Annotated in this window: 18 protein-coding genes; 6 read left to right on the plus strand and 12 right to left on the minus strand. The window is 41.3% G+C overall.

What is annotated here, in order from left to right; genetic code table 11:
• The first annotated feature begins 1 nt into the window (after position 1).
• On the plus strand, positions 2-2,815 hold the full coding sequence (locus ABJF11_RS17340; RefSeq protein WP_348121366.1) for an insulinase family protein: 2,814 nt from the start codon (positions 2-4) through the stop codon (positions 2,813-2,815).
• Between the two features lie 17 nt (positions 2,816-2,832).
• On the opposite strand, the gene ABJF11_RS17345 is transcribed toward ABJF11_RS17340, so the two are convergent.
• The 5 genes from ABJF11_RS17345 to ABJF11_RS17365 form a co-directional block, all read right to left on the minus strand.
• Positions 2,833-3,342 (minus strand): phosphoribosyltransferase family protein, encoded by a 510-nt coding sequence (locus ABJF11_RS17345; protein WP_348121367.1) that lies wholly within the window; start codon positions 3,340-3,342, stop codon positions 2,833-2,835.
• Positions 3,343-3,348: 6 nt separating this feature from the next.
• Complete coding sequence (locus ABJF11_RS17350) at positions 3,349-3,831, minus strand: Lrp/AsnC family transcriptional regulator (protein WP_348121368.1); 483 nt, start codon at positions 3,829-3,831, stop codon at positions 3,349-3,351.
• Between the two features lie 274 nt (positions 3,832-4,105).
• Positions 4,106-9,853 carry a PKD domain-containing protein gene (locus ABJF11_RS17355; protein ID WP_348121369.1) on the minus strand — a complete coding sequence of 1,916 codons (5,748 nt, stop codon included), beginning with the start codon at positions 9,851-9,853 and terminating at the stop codon, positions 4,106-4,108.
• A 154-nt stretch (positions 9,854-10,007) separates the two neighbouring features.
• Positions 10,008-11,141, minus strand: a complete 1,134-nt coding sequence (locus ABJF11_RS17360; RefSeq protein ID WP_348121370.1) for a hypothetical protein — start codon at positions 11,139-11,141, stop codon at positions 10,008-10,010.
• Between the two features lie 4 nt (positions 11,142-11,145).
• A complete protein-coding gene (locus ABJF11_RS17365) occupies positions 11,146-12,585 on the minus strand; it encodes an MBOAT family O-acyltransferase (RefSeq protein ID WP_348121372.1) in 1,440 nt (479 codons plus the stop codon).
• A 184-nt stretch (positions 12,586-12,769) separates the two neighbouring features.
• Here ABJF11_RS17365 and ABJF11_RS17370 point away from each other — a divergent pair, with 184 nt between their 5' ends.
• The gene (locus ABJF11_RS17370) at positions 12,770-12,913 is read left to right on the plus strand and encodes a hypothetical protein (protein WP_348121373.1); all 144 of its coding nucleotides are present in this window, start codon (positions 12,770-12,772) and stop codon (positions 12,911-12,913) included.
• Between the two features lie 11 nt (positions 12,914-12,924).
• Here ABJF11_RS17370 and ABJF11_RS17375 read toward each other — a convergent pair whose 3' ends face one another.
• Genes ABJF11_RS17375 through ABJF11_RS17400 form a run of 6 tightly spaced genes read right to left on the minus strand, consistent with a single transcriptional unit; the run spans position 12,925 to position 19,426 of the window.
• Positions 12,925-14,139 (minus strand): hypothetical protein, encoded by a 1,215-nt coding sequence (locus tag ABJF11_RS17375; protein WP_348121374.1) that lies wholly within the window; start codon positions 14,137-14,139, stop codon positions 12,925-12,927.
• The gene (locus ABJF11_RS17380) at positions 14,136-14,951 is read right to left on the minus strand and encodes a glycosyltransferase family A protein (RefSeq protein ID WP_348121376.1); all 816 of its coding nucleotides are present in this window, start codon (positions 14,949-14,951) and stop codon (positions 14,136-14,138) included. The genes ABJF11_RS17375 and ABJF11_RS17380 overlap by 4 nt, the downstream gene beginning before the upstream one ends.
• A 1-nt stretch (position 14,952) precedes the next feature.
• Entirely contained in the window at positions 14,953-16,032 is a 1,080-nt protein-coding gene (locus ABJF11_RS17385; RefSeq protein ID WP_348121377.1) for a hypothetical protein, read from the minus strand.
• 3 nt (positions 16,033-16,035) lie between these two features.
• A complete protein-coding gene (locus tag ABJF11_RS17390) occupies positions 16,036-17,460 on the minus strand; it encodes an MBOAT family O-acyltransferase (protein WP_348121378.1) in 1,425 nt (474 codons plus the stop codon).
• A gap of 42 nt (positions 17,461-17,502) precedes the next feature.
• Complete coding sequence (locus ABJF11_RS17395; RefSeq protein ID WP_348121379.1) at positions 17,503-18,501, minus strand: GNAT family N-acetyltransferase; 999 nt, start codon at positions 18,499-18,501, stop codon at positions 17,503-17,505.
• Positions 18,491-19,426: a polysaccharide deacetylase family protein gene (locus ABJF11_RS17400; protein ID WP_348121380.1), complete on the minus strand. Its 936-nt coding sequence runs from the start codon at positions 19,424-19,426 to the stop codon at positions 18,491-18,493. The genes ABJF11_RS17395 and ABJF11_RS17400 overlap by 11 nt, the downstream gene beginning before the upstream one ends.
• 151 nt (positions 19,427-19,577) lie before the next feature.
• Here ABJF11_RS17400 and ABJF11_RS17405 point away from each other — a divergent pair, with 151 nt between their 5' ends.
• From ABJF11_RS17405 to ABJF11_RS17420, 4 genes are all read left to right on the plus strand, one after another.
• A complete protein-coding gene (locus ABJF11_RS17405) occupies positions 19,578-20,453 on the plus strand; it encodes a ChbG/HpnK family deacetylase (RefSeq protein ID WP_348121381.1) in 876 nt (291 codons plus the stop codon).
• 4 nt (positions 20,454-20,457) lie between these two features.
• Positions 20,458-21,405, plus strand: coding sequence for a GNAT family N-acetyltransferase (locus ABJF11_RS17410; RefSeq protein WP_348121383.1), 948 nt, complete (start codon positions 20,458-20,460; stop codon positions 21,403-21,405).
• A gap of 95 nt (positions 21,406-21,500) precedes the next feature.
• On the plus strand, positions 21,501-22,346 hold the full coding sequence (locus tag ABJF11_RS17415; RefSeq protein WP_348121384.1) for a 2OG-Fe(II) oxygenase: 846 nt from the start codon (positions 21,501-21,503) through the stop codon (positions 22,344-22,346).
• A 14-nt stretch (positions 22,347-22,360) separates the two neighbouring features.
• The gene (locus ABJF11_RS17420; RefSeq protein WP_348121386.1) at positions 22,361-23,482 is read left to right on the plus strand and encodes a glycosyltransferase family 61 protein; all 1,122 of its coding nucleotides are present in this window, start codon (positions 22,361-22,363) and stop codon (positions 23,480-23,482) included.
• On the opposite strand, the gene ABJF11_RS17425 is transcribed toward ABJF11_RS17420, so the two are convergent.
• Positions 23,483-24,160, minus strand: coding sequence for a class I SAM-dependent methyltransferase (locus tag ABJF11_RS17425; protein ID WP_348121388.1), 678 nt, complete (start codon positions 24,158-24,160; stop codon positions 23,483-23,485).
• Positions 24,161-24,165: the final 5 nt, after the last annotated feature.

The raw sequence follows: 24,165 nt of genomic DNA on the forward strand, positions 1-24,165 counted from the left end.
TATGAATATTGTAATAAGACAGCTCCTAATACTTGTTTTTTTGTTGACCTCCTTTGGAGTACAAGGTCAGAATCTTGCGCTCGAAGAGACAATACCATTTGATCGTGCGGTGAGGCAAGGGGTTCTGAGCAACGGGCTGAAATATTTCATTAAGAAGAATCTAAAACCTGAAAACAGAGTAGAACTGAGACTAGTAGTAAATACGGGCTCTGTGATGGAAGATGATGATCAGCGGGGATTGGCACATTTTACCGAGCATATGGCATTCAACGGGTCTGAGCATTTCGCGAAGAACGAGCTGGTAGACTATCTCCAGTCTGTTGGGGTGAAATTTGGTGCACACTTAAACGCTTATACCTCATTTGACGAAACGGTCTATATTTTGCCCATACCCTCTGATGATGAAAAAATTCTCGATCAGGGTTTGACCATACTACAGGACTGGGGTGGAAATTTACTATTTGAGTCTGAGGAGATCGAAAAAGAACGAGGTGTAGTCATAGAAGAATGGAGATTAGGGCAAGGTGCACAGATGCGCATGATTCAGGAATATTTGCCTATTATTTTTAAAGACTCGAAGTATGCTGAACGTCTTCCGATTGGAACTAAAGAAACCTTGGAAACTTTTAGCCCAGAGGTCATCAAAAGATTTTATAATGATTGGTATCGCCCTGACCTGATGGCAGTCATCGCAGTTGGAGATATCGATGTGGATCAAATGGAGTTGAAAATCAAGGAAAAATTCTCAACTTTTGAAAATCCGAAAAACTCTCGTCCTAGAGTGGAGATTGACGTGCCTGACAATACAGAACCACTGGTGGCAGTGGCCTCTGATAAGGAGGCCACCAATATTATATTCAATGTGATGTACAAATCAGAGGTAAAACCCATGTTGACCGGGGCGCACTATAGGAAAGCTCTGGTACAATCCCTCTTTACCTCCATGGTCAATCAGCGCCTAAGAGATTTGCTGCAAGAAGCCAATCCTCCATATTTATACGCTTCCACTTCTATAGGTTCCTTTATCACCAGAAGTAAAAATGCATTCTCCGGTTTTGCCGTTCCAAAACCGGATGACATAGAAGGTGGTATTCGCACGCTGATGAACGAAATAAAGCGAGTGGAGCTTCACGGGTTTACAGCCTCAGAGCTGAAGACACAAAAGCTGAACCTGATGGAAGCTTATGAAAGTGCTTATAAGGAGAGAGATAAGACAGAGTCGGTCCAAATGGTAAATGAGCTGGTGGGACATTTTCTGGAGAAAGAACCTGTACCGGGCATTGTATACGAATACAATTTCACAAAAAAGTACCTCGAAGGGATTACTCTTGACGAAGTCAATGGTATAATCGGTGAGCAAATCACGGAAGATAATCGTGTGGTATATCTGACCGCTCCTGACAAAGAAGGTGTCAAACTACCTACCACAAATGATCTACTGACTTGGATAAAAGCTTCGGATGAAAGCGCTCCTGAAAAAATCGAAGATATCGTACTGGATGATCAATTGATTAGTGACGAACCTGTTTCTGGAAAGGTTGTCAAGAGAGCCTCTATAGAGCACCTGGATGTTACCACTTTAGAGCTATCTAATGGCGCGAAAATATTCATTAAGTCTACCGATTATAAAAATGATGAGATTCAGTTTATGGCGTATCGCAACGGTGGTATCTCACTTGCGGAGGACGAAGATTACTGGTCTGCATCTTTTGCTACCAACATAGTTGGGTTGAGCGGAATAGGCAAATACTCCTATAAAGATCTACAGAAGGTGCTTGCAGGCAAATCTGTAGGAATCCAGCCTTATTTGAGTGATCTGGAAGAAGGGTTTCGGGGCAGCGCATCTCCCAACGATATTGAGACACTCATGCAGCTTGTATATCTGTATTTTACAGAAGTACGGCGCGACGAACAGGCCTTTCAGTCCCTCATGCAGAGGAATATGGCCTTCCTGGCTAATGTAATGTCTGATCCTAATTACTATTATCAAGACAAGATGGCAAAAATTCTCTCTCAAAATCACTTCCGTGGGGGAGGTATTCCTACGGTAGATGATCTGCAGCAAGTCGACTTGGATAGAGCCTTGGCTTTCTACAAGGAGCGATTTACCAGCCCTGGTGATTTTACTTTTTGGTTGGTGGGAAATGTGGATGAAAGTGTGATCGTTCCGTTGCTTGAGAAGTATTTGGGTTCGATTCCTCCCACTTCGGCTGAAAAATGGGTAGATCGGGGCATCAGACCTCCAGCGGGGATGGTGAATGAAAAAATATATAAGGGATCCGAACCGAAAAGTAGCGTCAATATGATATTCGCGGATGAGTTTAAGTATAGTAGAGAGGAGGCCTATTATCTAAGGTGCCTGAGCGAAGTGCTGGATATTCGACTGATCGAAATATTGCGTGAAGAAAAAGGGGGTGTCTATGGGGTGGGAGCTTCTGCCTCGGCAAGCAAATCCCCTTATGAGAATTATGAGTTCTCGATCAGTTTTCCTTGTAGTCCTGATAATGTGGATAGCCTTGTGGTGGCAGCATTAGAGGCGATTAGCGAGATTCAGGAGAAGGGTATCTCTGATGAAAACATCAATAAAATTAAAGAGGCTCAACGCCGTGAACAGGAGCTCAAATGGAAAACTAATAACTACTGGATGAATGTCTTGAAGATTTATCATGTCAACGCATATGACTATCTGGATGTAAAATGGCTTGATCAGCGTATTGAAGATCTATCCAAGGAAGATATTCAACGTGTGGCTCAGAAGTATCTGGATACGAAGAAATACATACAGGTGGTTTTATATCCGGAAGAGCGACCCTGAGATAAGTTTAAGCAAAGCTAGTACAGATAGACTCCTTTGTCTTTGCCTTTGAGTATAACCTCTACGTGCTCGTTGATGGTAGTAGCCAGCTCGTAGCCTTTGTATTTGGCATAAATAGGGAAGGCCTTGTGGCTCCGGTTGACCATGACGGCCACTTCTATTTTCTTGATGTTAGTATTTAGAAACGCCTTTAGAGCGAAAGCTGCAGTTTTTCCTGAGTTTAGTACGTCGTCAAACAGTACGATAGATTTTTTTTCGAGCTCTTTTTCCGCTACATCATTGAGTTGGACTTCATCAGTGAACGGAGCCGCCTTATTGATGTCGACTCGAACTACGGATGTTTTTAGTGGAGATATTTCTTCTAGCGCCTCACTCATTTTGGAGGCAAATAAAAAACCATTTTCAGAGACTCCTGCCATGATGAGATGCTTCTCTCCGAGATTGTTTTCATAGATTTCGTATGCCATTCGTACGATACGCTGATCGATCTGAATGGCATTCAAAATCAAATTCTTGTTTTTTGTCATAGAGACTTAGTTATCTGCTGGTACGGGTACTTCCTTACTATTTTTAAAGGTAGAAAGTATCACCATAGACTGCAAGCTATCGACAATATCAATATCGCTAACCTTTTCCAACATCAGTTGCTGGTAGGAGGCTATGTCTTTGGCTACAATTCGCAGAATAAAGTCACCTGATCCAGTGATATGGTGACATTCTATTATTTCTTCTATGTCTCTGATTTTAGCCAGAAAAGTTTCGATGTTTGGCTTGTTATGCCCTTTCAAAGAAACCTGTACAAAGGTATTGACACCGAGGCCTAGCATGGCAGAGTCCAGTTCCGCATGATAGCTCTTGATAATACCAGAGTTTTCCAGTTTTTTGACTCTTTCCAGAGTCGGGGCCGGAGACAATCCTATCTCTTCTGAAAGCTTGGCGTTGGTAATTTTGCCATTGGCTTGTAAAATTTTTAGAATTTTCCGGTCTGTCTTGTCGATTTTCGTGTTGCCGATCATTAGCATTTGCAAAATATTCTTCGGTTCAAAATTAGTAAGATTAGTATTTATTCTATCTCAATACACAAATAATATTATTTCAATAGAATATTTTTTATTCGAGTTATCGGGTGGTTATCTGACTCTCTGAGAACAAGCCTGAAAAGAAGCTACCTTATCAAAAAACGACCCTTAACAGGCAAATGACTGCTTTCGGACATTTCAAGGATTTTTTTGCTGATATTATTTGGAATGTCGTATAACGGTCAAAATAATTTGATGATGACCTGAAGGATCATATTTTCACAAACCTTTGAGTCGACGTTTTGTTGTCGTAGACAACTTTGATAAAGTACATGCCTTGTTTGAAGGAAGATATATCAATGAAAAAGCTATTGAGCCCTGCTTCAGTATTTGTATGAATGGTCTGATATAGGTTGCCTCCGGAGGCATCCATCAAAAAGAGCTGTACTGGACCTTTTGCAGGTAAAATTAAATTCAATCTTATATTTGAATCTCCGCTGCTTACAGGATTTGGATAGGAGTCTTCTATGATTAGATTTTGATCAAAATTAACACAGCCTTCATTATTTACTTCATCAATATCCTCATAAGCATCTTCCAAATCAAGTACACTGATACAAGTATATTTTATATTATTGCCGACCTCAGATAGCGTAAAGTTCAGCATATAGGTGATGGTTTCGTTTCTTCTAATCTCACCAGTATATCTCTCATAGATTGACGCGTTGTTGTTTAGGTCTATTCTAATGTCAAACCCATTCAGGACTACATTGCCACTGTTTTTTACACTTAGCGTCAGGTTGATTTTCCCTTCTGACACTTCCCTGCTGATCTGAACCAGTTCCAAATCCAAGATCGGTTCGGCTACTGTAATATCAAAAGTCGTCGTATCAGTACAGCCCAGGTCGTTGCTAGCTACGAGAGAGGCTTCATAATCTCCAAGCTCGATATATGTGAAAGAGGGATTCGTTTCGCTGCTTGTGGATTGGTCATTGTCTCCGAATTGCCAATAGCTCGAGGTAGCTCCGTCTGATTGATTGGTGAACTCTACTAATAATGGAACCTGGCCAATGTTTTCGTTTACCTCAAATGCCGCAACTGGAGAAGTATTTATTGTAACCGTACTTTGGGCTGTACTTTCACACCCTATTTCATCTATGACAGTCAGCGTCACATCGTAATCACCAGCTTCATCAAAGTTGAACACTGCTGGATTGCTATTACCAGTGGCTTCGTCACCAAAAGTCCAATTGTAGGCTTCGATAGAAGTAGTAGATGAGGTAGATGCATCGGTAAACGTTGCAAACTCATTGTCGCACAGATTGGAGGTTGTGAAACCGGCTACAGGAAGCTCATGGACAGTGAATTCTTTAGTAATAGAGCTTACGCAAAGGTTGCTCGGAGTGATTGTGAGTGAGGCAGAGTAGTCGCCAGCCGTATCAAATATTTCGGTTGGGTTCTGAGTATTGGGAACTACGTCACCATTGATTACCCAATACCAAACGTTGATGGGGTTCTCTTCCTCAGTGACGGTTTGGTCGATAAATTGTGTAGTGGCATCAAGACATCCCAGATCAATACTGAAGTCGGCTACCGGCGCCTGTTGCACACTCAAATTTTTTGTTATTTCATCGGTGCATCCAAAAGTACTTTCAACGATAAGGTTGATTTCGTAATCACCTATCGTATCGAATATATACAAAGGATCCTCTTGCGTCGAACTACCGAGCCCACCAAAATCCCAGGTATAGAAGTCTATATTGGCGCTACTGACGCTGGATTTATCTTCAAAGCCTACGACCTGTCCTTCGCATCCGACGCCCATACTAAAATCAGCTGTGGGTCGATCATCTATGGTCAAAGAGGTGATCAAGGTATTGCTACATCCGACTGCGTTTTCTACTGAAAGTGAAACGCTGTAGTCACCCGCTGCCTCGTATTCATGAGAAGGAGATAGGTCAGTCGTACCATTCAAATCACCAAAATCCCATACTTGCCCTGTGATATTCTCGCCTGTTGTGAGATTGCTAAACGCGGTCACGTCGCCCAGACATTTGTCTTCATAGGAAAAATCAACTGTCGGTCCGGCGAGTAGAATTATATCTTGATCTGCCTGCGAAGAGCAGCCAGGAATCGACATGGTCAATTCGACATTCTGAGTACCAGAATCTGTAAACGTAAAGTCTGGATCTGAGTCAGTACTGCTGCCTTCACCCCCAAAGTCCCAATCGTAAGAAATGGTTGCTCCTACATGATTCGATTCATCAGATGAGTTAGTAAATGAAAATATTGAGCCCGAGCACAGGGTTGGATCTGAAGGAGTAGTATATGAAAACGACGGAGTTGGTGGTGTATCATAAATTGTAACCGTCTCCACTACTCGGTTAGAACAAGTGCCATCATTGACTGTAAGTGCAATGGAGTGATCGCCGTTCGCTCCAAGTATAAAATCAGGATTGATAGCATTGCTGTCTTCTAGTCCGTCGCTATCAAAATCCCAGGAATATGAGGCATACGTCTGAATATCTGGAGTAAACGTGTTGGTTTGACCTAAACACTCGTTGGAGGTGGAGAAGTCTATGTCCGGGGCCACGGCAGTACTTACTGTGATCGTTTGGGTTGAGCTGGTTGCATTTCCATTGGCATGATGGGCGTAAAGCGTAATATCATAAGTACCTGCTTCCGAATAGCTAAAGCTTGTCGGCGTCTCTTCCACAGAATACAGATCACAAGCCCTATCGAAGGACATTACACTCAAATCATTAGTTGAGAGCTCCATGATAAACCCGTAATGTTTGCCATCAATACGTTCAATTTCAAGAGAAGTCGAAGTAGCCAGCGAGTAGGTTCCCAGATCTATTGGAGTAGGTTCGAGGGCCAATGAGCTTCCATAATCGAAACGAACCACATTACTGCTGCCAATAATTGTCGAAAAAGCATAATATTTTTCAGCCTCGTAGAGAATACTTACCCCTCCTGCATTAGGCGCATCTGTAATGGAGCTTGTAGTGGGAGCCACCTCGAGACCATTATCAAAAACAATTTGATGGGTGCCACCCAATCCGCTAGTAACTATACCGTACCAAGTATCACATTCTCTATAAACATCAATACCGTTGGCAAATGAGGCGCCCGTAACCGATGAGACCACTTCGGTATATGAATTGTCTAGAATGTCGCCATTGAATTTAATAACCTGTAGAGAACTTCCGCCTACGTTAAGGACATAGAAGTCGCTGCCTTCCTTGATGATTTTCAAGTCACGACTGTCACTGACAGCTGTAAGCCCTATAAGTGGTTCGACGGAAGGAGCAAGAGAAAGATCGCTAAACGTTAGCCTGGAAATAGCGCCGGAGGTGGACGAAACAAATCCATACCAACTACTCCCTTCTTTGATAATATCAATCCCAGAAACACCAGTAATAATTGTTTCTAAGTCGACAACCGTCGGTGCTGTACTATAATTGATGAGTGTGTCTACCCGGATTAGATTGTCTGTACCGGAAGAAGTGACAAAGGCATGAGTTACCCCATCATCATCCACCACTATTGCCATATCAAAGCTCGTGGTTACAGGAGTCACTTCGGCGAGCATTTCTACACTCAAAGCTTCTTCTAACTCACCCGAGCAAAAATCCCAGGTATATGAAGCAGCATTCGTTGAGTTATTGGTCAGGTCCAACTCTTCATTGGTGCAAAAAATGGTCTTAGAAATGTCGAACGCTGAAATGGCGCAAGAGGATTCGCTTATTGTAATGTCTTTTTCTACCGAATCATTGCAGCCCTGTACGGTAGTTACGGACAAATTGATTGTATAATCATTTGGACTAGGAAAGGTATAACTGGGGTTTTGATCGTTGGAAGTATCTAGTCCATCAAAATCCCAAGTCCAGCCGTTGATGGCATCATCAGCCTGAGTCAAGTCAATACTGGTAAAGTCAGTAGGCAAGTTCTCAATCAGGTCTACGGTAGAAAAATCTATTTTCGGGTCATCCGAAACAGTGATCGTCTGACTACTTGAATTCTCGCAACTTGCCATATTGGTCACGGTAAGAGTCACCTCATAATCACCCGTAGAGGCAAAAGTGTAATCGGGATCTTGATCTGTAGATGTTCCGCTGGCATCGCCAAAATCCCAGGAGTATCCAGTGATATTCGCTCCGGTAGATTCATCTGTAAATGCTATGGCCTCACCATAGCAATTGTTGGTATAAGAATAGCTGACAGACGGACCTTCCAGAATTTCTATATCTTCGGAATAAACCATAGTGGAGCATCCCGGGATCAAAGCTGTCAAGCTGACGGTTTTGGTACCGGCTGTGGTGAATGTATATGTTGGATTCGCTTCTGTAGAATTGGCTTCATCATTGAAGTTCCAATAGTAAGCCAGCACCTCTTCATATCCTGTGTCATCGGTCATGTTTGAGAATGTGAACTCCGTATTGGTACAAAGAACTGCAGCTGCATAATCATAATCTGGGGTCATCGTCGGGGCATCATAGATGGAGACGTCATGAGAAGTAGAATTCGAACACCCGTTGTTGCCGACTACATCGAGCGTAACGGTATAGGTGCCAATACCGTCGAGAGAATAATCGTAGACAGGCGTTGGGCTGGTACTGTCTTCAGTATCATCTTCATTAAAATCCCAAGAGTAGGTACTAATGTCGGCATCATCGATAGAAGTAAACGTATTGGTCTGATCGATACATTGATTCGTTGTGGAGAAGTCTATGTTAGGGGCTTGTGTTGAGTTGACTGTGATGGTTTGAGTCGAACTGGTGGTATTCCCATTAGAATTATGAGCATACAGGGTAATATCATATGACCCGGATTCCGAATAACTGAAGCCAGTCGGGGTTTCATCATTAGAATAAAGATCACAAGATCTATCGAAAGACATTACACTCAATTCGTTTGTTGAAAGCTCCAGGATAAATCCGTAATGTCGGCCATTGATAAATTCAATCTCCATAGCAGTGGAAGTAGATAGCGAGTAGCTTCCGATATCTACTGGAGTTGGTTCGATGGCCAAGGAGCTGCCAAAATCGAAGCGGACCACATTCTTAGTACTGATGTTGGTTGAAAAAGCATAATACTTTTCAGCCTCATAGAGAATACTCACACCACCAGCATTAGGAGCTCCTGTGATGGCGCTGGTCGTAGGGGCAATATCAAGCCCACTGGTAAAGGCAATTTGGTGGGAGCCACCCACTCCGCTGGTAACTACACCATACCACGTATTGCATTCTTTGTAGACGTCAATACCATTGGCAAATGAGGCACCTGTGACTGTAGTGACCAATTCAGAATATGAATCATCAAGAATATCTCCATTAAATTTTATGACCTGCAAAGAGTTTCCACCTACGTTTAGCACATAGAAGTCACTGCCTTCTTTGATTACTTTTAAGCCACGACTATTGCTGACCGCAGTGAGTCCTGTAAGTGACTCGACGGCGGGAGGGAGAGAAAGATCACTAAACGTGAGCCTGGAAATAGCACCAGAGGTAGAAGAAACAAATCCATACCAGCTGCTACCTTCTTTGATGATATCGATCCCGGAAGCATCGGTTATTGTTGTTTCTAAGTCGACAATTGTAGGTGCCGTAGTATAATTGATAAGCGTATCCACGCGGACAAGATTGTCAGTGCCGGAAGAGGTGACAAAAGCATGTGTTACTCCATTGTCGTCCACTACGATGGCCATATCAAAGGTACTGGTCGCAGGTGTAACTGTCATGAGCGTACTTACACTTAACGTTTCTTCCAGTTCGCCTGAACAAAAATCCCAGGTATATGATGTGGCATCAACAGAATTATTAGTGATAGGTACTGCTTCTCCCAAGCAAAAAGTGCTGTTAGTCACGAATGCACTTGTCGGGCACTGGGCATAGAGCTGCTGAACCCACATGCTGAGTGCAAAAAGAGAGATCTGTATGAGCTTGTCCTTTACCAACCTTTTTTCACTATTTAACAGGTTAAATGCTTGTGCAAAAAATGCTACAAAAGATTGCACGTTTTATTTAATAAATCAAAATTATCTAATTGCAGGTTGTATTAGTCCAATTTTTCGATGAAATGACCTATTTACCCAATAAGTATGCGTTTTTTCATTATATCCTGCGAATTTCTTGCCCGATCAATTTATCAGGCAGCAAATCTTCCTGAATTTAAGGCACTAGCAACACATCTATATTTCGTTCTACTATTTCATGAACTATGACGTCAGGGCGCTCTTTTAGGATGATTTCCTTATCGAATTTGTACGCATTGATTATGATGGTTTCACCAAAACTTTCTATCATAAATTTTTTCATATTGATAAAGAATGAATCACCAAATACCAGAATTTTTAATGGATTTCTATCAGTCCTGTGACGGGATTCGTAGGCATCGGCCAATCGCTTATAATTATCAGGAACCGTCAGTTGATCAGGGAGCAATTGTGCAGATTTCTCGAATGAAAACTCAAGTGAAAAATGTGACTCTGAATAGGGTAGACTCAGCATTCTTGCCAAATCTCCGGTGGTAAACTGATATTGATTTCTGATCAGGTGAGCTGGTTGGATCAGGAAGACTTCCGGAAAATCAGTTTTTATTTCTTTTACTAATGTCGAATAGCCCAAATATGCACCTTCTTCATTCCAGTGTGTATCAGATTTATAGTAGAGCAGATTTTGAGATCCTGATCCAAATCCTGACTTTAAGTCGACAATATTGGCTTGCTGCTGCAGCAAGTTTTCGATTTGCTCTGGTTTGGTGTTTCGGGTATTCCTTACGATCGGGAGCTGCTCAGCATATACATTGTGTTTGTTGGGAGCGATGGCTACATAATATTTTATTTGTAAGGAATCAAGCCAATGATGACGCCTCTCTAAGTTCCTTTCTATTTGGGTAAGTTCAGAATTTGTAAACACCTCCATAGCCACCGATTCCTTGATCACATCGCCATCTTCATTGCCCAAAAACAACCAACCGTTTCGTCCCTCTACTACTTTCTCTGGTAGCGGGTTGCTACCGAAGAGGTCGGATTTGATATACAAGAAAAGTGAGACCAGTTTAGTACGCAACGGAAAATTTTTGCTAAAATATTGATCGGACTCATTTTTGAAATCCATTAGCATTCTGTAGCTACCATAGGCAGTAGCAGCGTACTTTTCTGTAGAGAAGTTAAAGCCGGTTACCCTGTCAGGGTGCTTGCTTTCGGTTTGGATTTCGCCAAAAAGGAGACCAATGAGCGGTGACCAGATCATAATCAGAAAGGTACCTATCAGCGCATATCTATATAAGTTTTGAGAATTCATAATACTAGAATCTAAAGTAGATAAATGGGTTATAGGTATCAGAGGAGACAAATGCCATAGATATGACCATGAGCAGTACATAAAAAATCATCTTACCGGCAGAGATGTATTTAGAATTGGAATTGTTCTGACCTAGCTGTGCTGGAATAAGTTTCTTCAGTTTCAAGACTACCGGGCAAGAGAAGATAGCTGCGGTCAGCATGATCAAAATTACTTCTGTATTCACGTGAAAGAAATATAAATAGCTATTGGTAGCCGCATCGCCTACGGAATAGACGAACATCTTTGAAAGATAACTAATCGCGCCAGTGAGATCATCTGCTCTAAAAAATACCCATGCCACGATGACCACCAGTAGGGTATATAGATGCTGTAATGGTGACCAAAGTCTAACCAGAAGTCGATCTAGCCAAGCTCTTTCCAATAATATGAAAAACCCATGAAAGAGGCCCCAGACTACAAAGTTCCAGCTGGCGCCATGCCATAATCCCGTGATAAAAAAAACAATGATCAAATTGACGAGTACTCGATATTTTTTTTGGCGACTGCCACCCAAAGGGATATATAGATAATCGCGAAACCAGGAAGAAAGAGAAATGTGCCATCGCCTCCAAAACTCTCGGATGTTTTTGGATATGTATGGGTAGTTGAAATTTTCGAGGAAGCTAAACCCAAACATTCGACCCAATCCTATAGCCATATCTGAGTACCCCGAAAAATCATAATAGATCTGAAAGGAGTACGAAATGATTCCTATCCACGCCCATGTTGTAGATAAATCAGCAAAGGGTATTTGAAAAATACTGTCGGCCACATATGCGCATGAGTTGGCTATCATGGTTTTTTTGAACAGGCCAACGATAAACCTCCTGACCCCCGATTCGAATTTCTTTATTGAGGTTTGATCGCAATTCAATTGATCCTTGATATCTATATATCTCACAATCGGACCTGCGACCAACTGAGGAAACATGGAAACAAATGTTGCAAACTTGAGAAAGTTGTGCTGTGCTTCTATTTTGCCACGATATACATCTATGGTGTACGACATGGTCTGAAAAGTATAAAAGCTGATTCCGATCGGTAGTGCAATGGTGGGCACCTGTATCATCCAGGACTGATCCATTCCCAACCAGTTGATCAGTTGGTGATAATTATCGAACGTGAAATTGAAATATTTGAAAAAGCCGAGAAAGGATAGGTTGGTAAGTACAGAAAGTATGAGCCCCAGGCGTTTATGACCTTTGGCTATCAGTAATCCACAAGAGTAGTCCACGAAAATCGATGTGACCATGACCAAGACGATTTTCTCTTCTCCCCAAGTGTAAAAAAGCAGGCTGGCCAGGAGCAGAATGATATGCCTAAACTTGACCGGAACCGAATAAAAAATGCCTAATACAAGCGGCAGAAACAGAAATAGAAAAACGGCACTACTGAATAACATTTGATGAAATATGCGCTATTAAAATATGAAGATAGGTGAAAGGATTAATTTAATACTTGGGTCGAGTACTACCTCTTGAAGAATACAATTATTCAGGTCAACATTGAAAGTTATAGTTGTAATTGCCTTATTTATTAGTAATACTTGCTGGCCAGATAAAGCAATATATGAAAAGGCGAAGTAAATGACCAACAAGCCCACCCATTTTGAAGGACTCATCGCCCTCAGAGGTATTGCTGCGTTGGTAGTGGTAGTTTCTCACATCGATCAATTTCATTATTTATTTGCCTTCGACTCCGACCTGTCGGAATTTTGGAATGGCTGGTGAAGACCTATTAGCTAGTCGTCAAAAAAAGTCTCCCTGAATACCTTATCCACATTTGATTTCCCACGATAGCTGACCCCAACCGCTCTGCATTTTTCTCTGATTAGATCCCTGTTTTGTGTCCAGTGTTGTACAGCGCTATGGACCACAGGAGCCGCGGTAGCATCAAGATCACTGATGACTACGCCTACTTCTTCTTTTTCAGCTACAAGGTCATCTTCAGAGACTCCTCTACAAGTCACGTAAGGCAGCCCACAAAGTAGGTATTCGGCCACTTTGGTAGGCGAGCGGTACTTTTGATTTTCTAGTGGAGGTACAATACTCATTCCCGCATCGGCTGCTGATATCAATACCTTGACCATCTCATTGGACACATTTTGATCTATATAGAAACTGTCTTTTGGAATAGTCGAGCGCTGAATACATGCATGTACGATCGATAGGTCAAGAGAAGTCACGAGTACGAAGAAGTAATTAGAATTTAATTTGTGGAGTGCTTCATAAAAGGAAACGAGCTTTTCTATGGGGTAATACAAGTCTCCAAACTTCCCAATATACAAAATGATGTCCCGCTGGGTCACTTGATTTTCTTCCTTCCAAGCCTGAGCAGAATCTCCGCGATAGCGAAATTCTTCTTCATCCACGGACGTGGGCAATCGAACTGCTTTTGTGTTTGGGCTAATGGATTGGATTAGTTCTACGCCATATTTTGTTCCTGTAAATACCACTTTAGCGTTTTTGGCAGCTAGTCGCTCAAAAAAATTGAGGAGTCTATATTTTAGCCCATTCACATTCCAAATTCCCAGTTCGGCGAGAAATGCAGCATGCGGTTCGTAAGAGTAGATATATAAATTAAGTCCAAGCAATTTGGAATAAATGACACTGTGACTTGCAGCCACGTTGGCAAAGGCAAAAATGCTATCCACTTGCGATGAAAGCTTCAATCGTAGGATGGACAGCGATACGGACAACAAATCGATAAGTTTTTTGACAATCAAAAAACGACCTGTCCGATGCACAAATGGATGCCAGTGTATTCCTTCTTTGGCTAGTGTTTTTTTTATCTCAATTTGCTCCTCATTAGCGATAGCATACTGCGGCTGCTCGAAGGTAATCAGGTGAAATCTGACTCCTTCCTTAGCCAGTGTTTTGATGTATTGAAGCATCAAATTTTGAAAGAGCGGGTCTCGAAAAGAGTTGTAGATATATACGATGCATCCTTTTTTCATAATCTCAGCATTCTAAAAAATGATAAAACGGATTGTATCGGATTTTTTGCGTCTATTAGCCACGATAAGCTCATGATCCTGGTAATTCTTCTTTTCAAGTAGTTTAACCGGTGAGTAGAAACGCCCAGATCCTTCACCAAATGATAGACATGAACATAGCCATTTTCTAATCCCTTGAGATTGGTCATCGCAGAATTTCCCGTTCTGCGGTACCACAGTACCTCATCTTCCACAAAGCTGTACTTCCGGCCCTTGCTGATTGATAGATAAAATGACAAATCTTCTGCATGAGTAAGCCCCGGGGTGAATACATACTGAATATTCGGCTCATTTTTGACCATCCAGGTATTCCCAAATAAGCAAGTGTCCTTTAGCTGTACCAGCTCATCAAATGGCTCACCATTAAAAGAAGGTAAGTAGATCTTTAAGATCTCTGATAAATCCGCATTTTTATAGATTACCTTTCCATCTACAAAGGATAGGTTTGGCTCCATTCGGAACTTTTCTATTCTCGAAGAAATACTATTAGTCGGCATGAGGTCATCCGCATCCAGAAAGCAGAAATAATCACCTCGCATAACAGATAGCGCTTTGTTTCGAGCGCCACTTACCCCCATATTTTCTTGCTCAAAATAGACAATACGGTCATCGCTGAATTGTCGAATGACAGCATCAGTATTGTCCCGGCTGCCATCATTCACTATGATCAATTCCCATTGATTATAAGATTGATCAAGTACAGACTGGATAGCAGCACCTACATATTTGGCTGCGTTGTAGGCCGGCATTATGATAGATACAAGAGCTTGCATGTTAATAATTAGGAGAAGGTGCATGATCTGAGGTATCACGCTGAGCCATAAAACTAGTAAATTCAGCCCTCTTAGTTATACTCATATGCCAGTAGTCTGGAAAGTCGTCGTCCGAAATATCAAACTCAGAAGTGTCGATGATCCTTATGCCTTCTTGATCGACCCATGATTTGAACACTTTGCTATTTTCTCTGGCCCATGAGGTTTGATTCACTTTTTGGAATGAGGAATGAAGAGGCATTTCAAATAGAATCATTTCTCCACCATTTTCTCTGATCAGTGTTGCCAGATGAGCCACTATAGAGTTATTCAATTGATCCAGAGTAAGTATTTCCTGTTCATCTTGATATTTTATTCGATCCTCAGTCATACGCAGTGCCCTTTCTTTTGCTTGACTAAGCTCTGATGAGTTTACTTTAATGCCTCCGGCATTTGCTAAATCTGACTTAGGCTGGGTTTGGATTCTGCTTTTGACCAACCTATCGATGAAGCGACCTTTGTATTCCTTGAAAAATGGGAATGTTCGGTAGAAAGAAGAAAAGTATAAAAGTGTAATGTTCGCCTTGTCAGATAGAGTATTTTGCCTGGCTACCAGCTCCCGAAAATTTGAAAAACTCACATGCGGCAGTACCAAATGAGACATAGACGGATAGTAGTCATATAGGTGGTCATCAAAGTTTTCAGCATAAATGACTCCACCTGGCAACTCCAGATAGACCTTTGCTCCCTTGAGATAATCAGGGTAATTGTCCAACAAATTGGACAAGGCTAAATAATGAGATCCGCCGCTAAAAAAGCCTCTGCCTGCATTTATGGTTATATTATCTTCCCTATGTATGCTATTCCATTGATCCGAATTTATACCTGCAGCCACACGAGAAGAACCTATAAATAGATAATCTACGCTCGATGGTGATGACTTGTAGATATCGGCAATACTCACGTCGGTCAGGGCACTGGGGCCTTTGTATGGATCTATTGCATAGAAATAGGTCTTGTCCATCATCAATCTTGATCCCAACTCCAGTAATGATGCAGTAAGGATTATAAAGTAGAAGGATTGAAGCAGAAATTTTTTCATGTTCTAAAACTGAAAGTAAATAAAAGCTTGTTCGTCGTACGAGGCAAAGAGAATTACAAAAATTGCAATGATGGCATAATAAATCCTGCCTAACCAGAGATTGTCAATCTTGTGATCAATAGCACAATCTTTGTGTCTACCCAGCCATTCTATGATGACCAATAGCCCAACGTATGGCAAGTAGATCAAAAGGCCAAACAGGTTAGCCGAGGGTGCAAATTGAAATAACCTGCTCGTGTATTGCCAGCCATCGCTCCAGGTTTCCGACCTAAAAAATATCCAGGTAATAGCAATTAACCCAAAGGTGGAAATCATTTGAATGATTTCTTGAAAGGAGGCCACAACAGAATTTTCCGCGACCGTATCCAAATGCTTTCTATTAGATCCAAGGATAATAGAAGGTATAAAAAACAGCGCATTGAGTAGGCCCCAGAACACAAAAGTAAGATTGGCTCCATGCCAAAGCCCGCTTACCACGAATACGATAAACACATTACGGATGACTTTTGGTTTGCCGCCCTCACTTCCTCCCAATGGAATGTATAAGTAATCCCGAAACCAGGTATTGAGCGATATGTGCCATCTTCGCCAAAATTCACCAATGCTTCTAGAAAAGTATGGAAAATTAAAGTTTTTGCTCAAGGTGATATTAAACAAACGAGCGATTCCAATAGCAATATCTGAATAGCCAGAAAAGTCGCAATAGATCTGAAATGCGAAGAAAACTACTCCTAGAATGAGTTCCGCGCTACCAAGCGTTTGATAATTAGAAAAAACAGCCTCGACTGCAGGGGATAGATTATCAGCGATAACCATTTTTTTGAAAAAACCCCAAAGAATCAGTTTGCATCCCGATATCGCTAGTGCATAGCTGAACTTTTGCTCCCTTTGAAATTGGGGCAATAGATTTTTGGCTCGCTCGATAGGGCCTGCCACCAGCTGTGGAAAAAAGCTAACGTAGGCCAAAAAGGAGAAGAGGTCTCGGGTGGGGGATATCTTCTTTCGATAGACATCTATAGTATAACTGAGTGTCTGGAAGGTATAAAAACTAATGCCCACGGGTAAAATGATACTCAGAGTCTTGAAATTGGCCTCTATATCAAACAGCAATAATCCTTCTACCAGACTATCAATAAAAAAATTGTAGTACTTAAAAAATCCGAGAAGGCCCAGATTGACAAATAGACTGCAAAGGAGCAGGATGCGTCGCTTGTTTGTAGAATTCTGATTGAGCAATAATAGTCCAATCCCATAATCAGCCAGCGAACTAATGATGATCAAGGTTAAAAATCTTGGATCCCACCAGCCGTAAAAAATATAGCTAGCCAGGATGATCAATACATTTCTTGCCCTGGTGGTAGGAAGACTCCAATAGATGAGAAAGACTATTGGTAGAAAGAGGACAAATGAAAATGAATTGAATAGCATAAAACTTTATTCTTTCTGAACTTTGATTGGCTCGATTGATCTTTAAAAGTCCCTAAAGACAGGTTGAATATTGAAATTTGAGGCATCGAACCAGTCTATACCATTGATTTGCTTGTCTCCATACACTATAAAAGGTGTTCGGTAGGAGAATGGTCCTCGCTTGAAAGGGTTGACAGCAAAGCCGTTATTTTTGTAAGCCTGATCCAAAGAACTTTGATTCGGTTGAAAAGTATAAAGAGCATTCGCCTGTTTTTCGATTTTCAACAGTTCATTGCACAGTGAGCCTAAATGGCTAGAGTTTAGAATCTCGACATCGACATCGAGATTTAGGATAAATAGTTTGTTGTCCATCATTTCGTAAGCCACGATGCCCACCAACTGAGCATGGACTAAAATTTTGGCTAACTTATATTTTCTAATTGGATGATCCAGAATTCGCCACTGAAGAATACTGCCGTCTATATACTTTTCTATAGGCAGCGCACGATTTTTTTTTGTGTCCAGGTAGACGGATACATCCTGGTCTAGTCGGTCTGTAGTTACAATTTTTATAGGGGGAAACTTAGTGAACAAGTGCCTCAACCCAAACCAAAAACGATAGACGAAGCGGTATTTTATTTGAATAATATCTTCCCAGTCCAATCTGTTCACAAACCCATTATATGACGTGTGTCCCGGAAACCCAATCAGGTGAATCGAACCATTGACCTGCTTGATATGTTCATAAGTCAGTTTTGCGAGCTTACCAAAAAGTCCTTTGCGCTGATAATCAGGATGGGTCATGGTATCCATGGATTGATAGATGGTTTGCTTTTCGTCTGCGATCCAATACCACTCCGGAATGACACCATAAAAACCAGCAATGGTTCCCTCATGCTTTGCCACAAAGGCTATGGCTTTACCAGCAGGATTGTCAAGGTACTTCCATTGAAAATAGCCTGGATTTGGCTTATAGCCAAAGCACAATTCGAACATTTGAGAGAGTTCTTCTACATTTTCGAATTCATACTGACTGTATTCAAAAACTATTTCAGAGGTCATAATTTTTAATCAATGTACGGTTGATGTAAAATAGTATTTCTTTCAAACTTCGGTTATCAATTCCTATTCTAGGGATCAAAAAAGGTTTTTTTGTTAGTTTCTTCAGCTTGAGCCTATTTGGATTGGTTGTATAGATATACTTATGTCCAGAAGCCAGCGCCTCTGCGATCGTAGCCTCGTTGTAGTCGGTTTTGTGTCCAAACGGAATTGCAAAATGGGATATTTCCTTCTTTGTAATTCCATTTAAAAAAACCTGACTCTCCTTGATTTGGGAATGCAAAAGGCCCGGATCCGAACAGCGGGATAATACCAGATGATCACTACTATGATTGCCGATCAGTACTTGATCCGATACCAGTTGTTGGATTTCTTCTACACCCATATAAATCTTGTTCTGCTGCGGAGGAAGTTTACTGGCCGTGAGAAACTGGTCATCAAAACTACCATTGGCTACTATATGCCGAATAGCGTCTTGGTCATCCTTCAAACTACATTTGGCAGCCTTGAGAAGACCAGCTATATATTCGACGTTGTCGACAGACAATTCAGCATTGCTAACCCAAAGTTGGTTGCTTTCCACAGCAGACTTATTGAAAAAAACAGCGTATGGAATATTTTGAGATTTTAGAATGGGCCGAGCATTCTCGAAAACGCCCATGTATCCGTCATCAAAGGTGAGGGCAGCATAGTTTTTAGTGGGATCCAGTTCAGAGTCAGATACTAATCGATCAAGCGAAATGATGTCGAATAGCTCGGAAAGAAGGTCAATCTGTTTTCTGAATAGCGCTATAGATGTAGAATAGTCTGGCGCATATGGATTTGGAATCTGATCTGACACTTCGTGCAAAACAAAAACAAAGCGATTGCCCTTAGAAATCCTCAATGGCAAGGAAGTACTCAGCATATTTTTTAATATGCGCTTCATTTTAGAAAATTTGTGATGTCAGTGACGACTATGACTCTATGCACTACTTTCATTCTTCGTTGGATACTGGCAATAATTAACAAAAATATGTGATTCAACACGCTCTACGCTGTAATTTTATATTAAATTCAAGCCTCAACTAACAAAGGTCATGTCGAATCCAAATTCGAGGGTAAGTAGCTATAGGCTGATCATAAATGCAGACGATTTTGGTCTGACACGCTCTGTAAATCAGGCCATAATTGAGACTTATAAAGCAGGAAATCTAACTTCTGCCACACTGATGGTAAATATGCCCGGGACCGAGCATGCCGTAGATCAGGCCAAAAAGAATCCTGGATTAGCTGTTGGATTGCATTTCTGTATTACCGAAGGGTTTCCATTGAGCGAAGCGAAAACACTGATTGATGACAGTGGTAGGTTTTTGAGCCGTGGGCAACTGATCAGACGGATCATTCTAGGGCGTGTGGATCGTGGAGATATTGCCGAGGAGTTTGAGGCACAATTGGATAAATTCAATAATTATGGATTGACACCGACACATTCGGACAGCCATCAGCATACGATGATGATACCATTTGTCTTTGATTCCATACTGCCAGTATTAAAAAAGCATCAGCTAAAAATACGAGTGGTCAATCCAGCTAACTTAAATCTTCGACTGCTGTTTTCACGACCGTTGAAGTATTTAAAACAATCCTTAAATGCATTGCTTTCAAAAAGAATAATCAGGAAATATCCAAATAAGACCAACCAGTATCTGGTCTCTATACATGAGCTAAATATAGATTCCAGCAGGATATCTAAGGCATCATATACCCAACTGGTCGAAGAGATAGATCAATCAAAAATAGTGGAGCTGATGGTTCACCTATACCTTCCAGACCATGAGTTCAAAAAAATGTATGCTGCCGATTTTGATCAAAAAAGTGTTTTCATCGATAAATGTATTTTAGAGCATAAGTTACTTTCTCAGAAGCCAATATTTGATAATTTTGAACTCTGCACTTTTCGAGAAATTGACTAACAAGATGGAAATAAAAAAAGCTACCACAGATGACGCTGAGAGGCTAAGTGCGCTTATAAAAGCTGAAAACAATCAGATCATCTCAGCTCAGTTTTTGAAAGATTGGTATTGGCACAATCCATTTGAGAGCTCGTCCGTCATCATGTGCCTCAAGGGAGATGATTTGGTGGGTATGGCTTCTACCAACAATTTCAAAATACAAATGAGTGAGCGGGAGGTGCTGGTAGCTTTTCCTCAGAAGGTGCTCACCTCTAAAGGCATTCGTGGGCAAGGATACTTTTCTAAACTGTATTTTGAAAATGAAAAGGACAATCTGGAAACTCAAAAAGTAGATTTTTTCCTGACCTTTACTAATGCGATGAGTACTCCTATTTTTTTAAAGAAATTTGACTATTACACGGGTATATGTCCTGATACTGTCGTCCTACCTACTTTATCTTTCTTTCTGATAGGCAAGAGAGCAAATATGAAAGTGGCCTCTGGATTTGATCAAGATTATCTTGAATCAGGAGCCTATCATCAAAGCCCGAATGGGGTAAAGAAAAGCAGAGATTTTCTGAATTGGCGATATAGCATCAAACCAAATGCCTCAAGTTACCCTTATATTATCATCGAAGTGAATCGATCCAATGAAATAATGGGATATGCTGTAGTAAAGAAAATGATAAAAAAAGGCATTCCTATGTTAATTCTAGCTGATCTGGTGACACATCGAAAAGAACATGTGGCGGATATCATTCGCCAGACGGCGTATTATGGGCTGACCAGGGGCTGCCTTGCACTCACACTGATGAGCAATGATCTGGTCAGGCCTGCTCTGGATAAAATCAAAGTAAAACTAGTAAAGTCAAATGCGCTTAATTTTTTAGTGAAGGGTACGTCCAAAGAGTCCAGTGAGTCTCTTGCTATGACGCACTTTAATTTTACATTTGGAGACCTGGACTTTGTTTAACTGATTAATATCAACAATTTTGAAATGGTTCTTAAAAGCGAAGGAGATATTTATAGGTACTTCTTATTTTTATCAACAATCTGAAGTCGACAATAATGAGTGAATTTATAAGTAAGGAATATCAAGAGTTGTTCTATAATTCTACCAAAGGGCAAGAATCATATCTGGCTCAATTGCCGTTTCCTAATGCATCATTTGAGAACTTCTTTGAACCGACCATGTTGGATGAGGTGCTTGCTGAGTTTCCAGACTTGGAAAAAGAGCAGGCGATTAAATTTGATGACTCTATTCAGAAGAAATTTGCTGGCAAAGGCGAAGACTCATTCGGTCCTAAGACCAGGCAGTTTATGCATTTTTTGAATTCAGAACGCTTTCTAAGTTTTCTGCAGGGTCTTACAGGTATCGAAGAAGTATTGATGCCGGATCCCTATTTTATTGGTGGCGGTTTGCACGAAATAAAAAAAGGAGGATTGTTGAAAATCCATGCAGATTTTAAAAAGAACGAAAAATTTGGATTGGATAGACGTATCAATGCGTTGGTTTATTTGAACAAAGATTGGAAAGAAGAGTACGGAGGGCACTTTGAATTATGGGATCAGAAGATAGAAAAATGTGAAAGAAAGATTCTACCCAAGTTCAATACACTGGCTATTTTTTCGACAACAGATTACTCTTTTCATGGACATCCAAATCCACTGACTTGCCCAGAAGACAGGAGTAGAAAATCGCTCGCTTTATACTATTATAGCAATGGTAGGCCCAGCAGTGAGATCAATCCGGAAAAGGGAGAGCACGAGACTTTGTTCGTTCCCAGAGCCGGAGATAACGAGGACAAAGCGGCTTTTAATACCAAGCCACCGATGACAACCCGGGAGATTATCAAAGAATTTATCCCACCGATTGTTCTTCGAGGACTACGGATGCTTCGAGGGTCCAAATGATTTATACTTCAGCGGTGAAAGATATTCTGGCACACATGATCAATACTCTTTTTGGCTCCCTGCTGTCCGTTCGGGATGGACGAATGCAGCCTGACCCTAAAGAAATCAAAGTATTGGATCCTACAGAATATCACTACACGCTAGACAAATATCATATTAGTGGTGAATCAAAACCAGAATGGCTCAGCGTATTCGGCAGCGTTCAAAAATTCCGTAAAATCTCATACCTACCCATTCAAAATGGCGTACTTCATCCTGGTGGAGTGGTGGTAAGAGCGGGTAAAGTTGAACTTGAATCTGTCCTTTTCCAGAAAGAATATCTAAACAAACTTTTCATCAACCGCAGTCTTTTTTTTAGCCGGTTTTCTGGAATACAGCTGCAGTACAAGAGCGTAGTGCCACTCAGTCATGCGTTGAGTACTAATTATTATCATTGGACCATGGAGGGGCTGACACGACTGGCCATTTTTCTGTCGCAAAATACCATCCAGTCCGAGCACATCTATATAGGTATCCCTGAGGATGCCCCCGATTTTATCAAATCGTCCCTGACGGTGCTTTTTGGTATAGAAGACCACCAATTGATAGCAATCAGTGAATCGGTAAAAATAGAAGGCTCATACTTACCAGACTTTCCGCATAAAAGAGATGATGACACTAAGCATCTAAACCTATATGACCCAAGAGGAATACTTCTTCTCAATGATAGGAGTAAGTTGTTGAGAGTTGCAAAAACCTATCCCGAGAGAATTTTGATCTCCAGACCTGCTGAAACTTCGCGTAGGCTGATGTCTGAGAAAGAAGTATGCGAGCGATTTGATCTAACTCTTGTAGTGCTTGAAGAGATGCGCTTTGATGAGCAGGTGCAACTGTTTAGCCAGGTGAAACTGGTGGTAGGTGTACATGGAGCGGGTCTAACTAATTTGATATATACGCAGCAGCAACCAATGGTCATTGAGCTATTCCCAGGTGATCGGAGAAGATCGGATGCACATTGCTTTTTTCAACTCTCTCAAGCACTGGGCTTAGCACACCATCTTCTGATCTTGGAAGGCAGTCAGTCCGAACCACTTTCCTTGACGGATAAAGAATTAGCCACTATAGCTGGCATCCTTTCTATTGATATCAGGCAATGACTATTTCTTTTGGGCAACAATAGCGTAGCTCATGCCCTTGGATTTACTCAGTCCGGTCTCCAAAATTTTACGAATAAAAAAAACGATAATTCTAGCAAAGTAAATTGGATGGAATTGAAAACCAGGAAAATTGGCTTTGAAGCCAAGAGTACAAGATTTTTTAACCTCAAACCCATTGATTTCAAGTAATCGCTCGGTGACATGTGGCCAAGCCGTGTATACATGATGATTGTCCAGCATGTCAGATTTTCTAAACATAGGAAATATTCCCTGTACAAAAAATTTGAGTCTGATAGGCGACCAAAATGGATTCGGTGTTGAGAAGATGAGATAAGTGCCTGATTTGGCCATTTTACCTATGTTTTCGATAGCGATTCCAGGATTGAACAAATGCTCCAATACTTCAAGAAAAACTATTATATCTGGGCGCGCTCCTTTAAAAGCGGTTTCGTTTTCACTCAGCGGTTGGTCCATGTTTAGCTGTTGCACGTCGCTGTGCCTGGGCTCGTAATCGAAGCCCCGCCATGTCCCACTTAGTCCTTCAACTTTTTCTCGTAAAATGCTGTTGCCTGCCCCAATATCGAATACCGTAAAGTCTTTTTTCTCTTTAGAGATACTTTCAATATTCTCATAGGCATAGTCATACCAGCTCTTATCCGTGTATTCCTTTAATGTCATGGGTC

This window comes from Reichenbachiella sp. (assembly GCF_039941815.1).
GTDB lineage: Bacteria > Bacteroidota > Bacteroidia > Cytophagales > Cyclobacteriaceae > Reichenbachiella.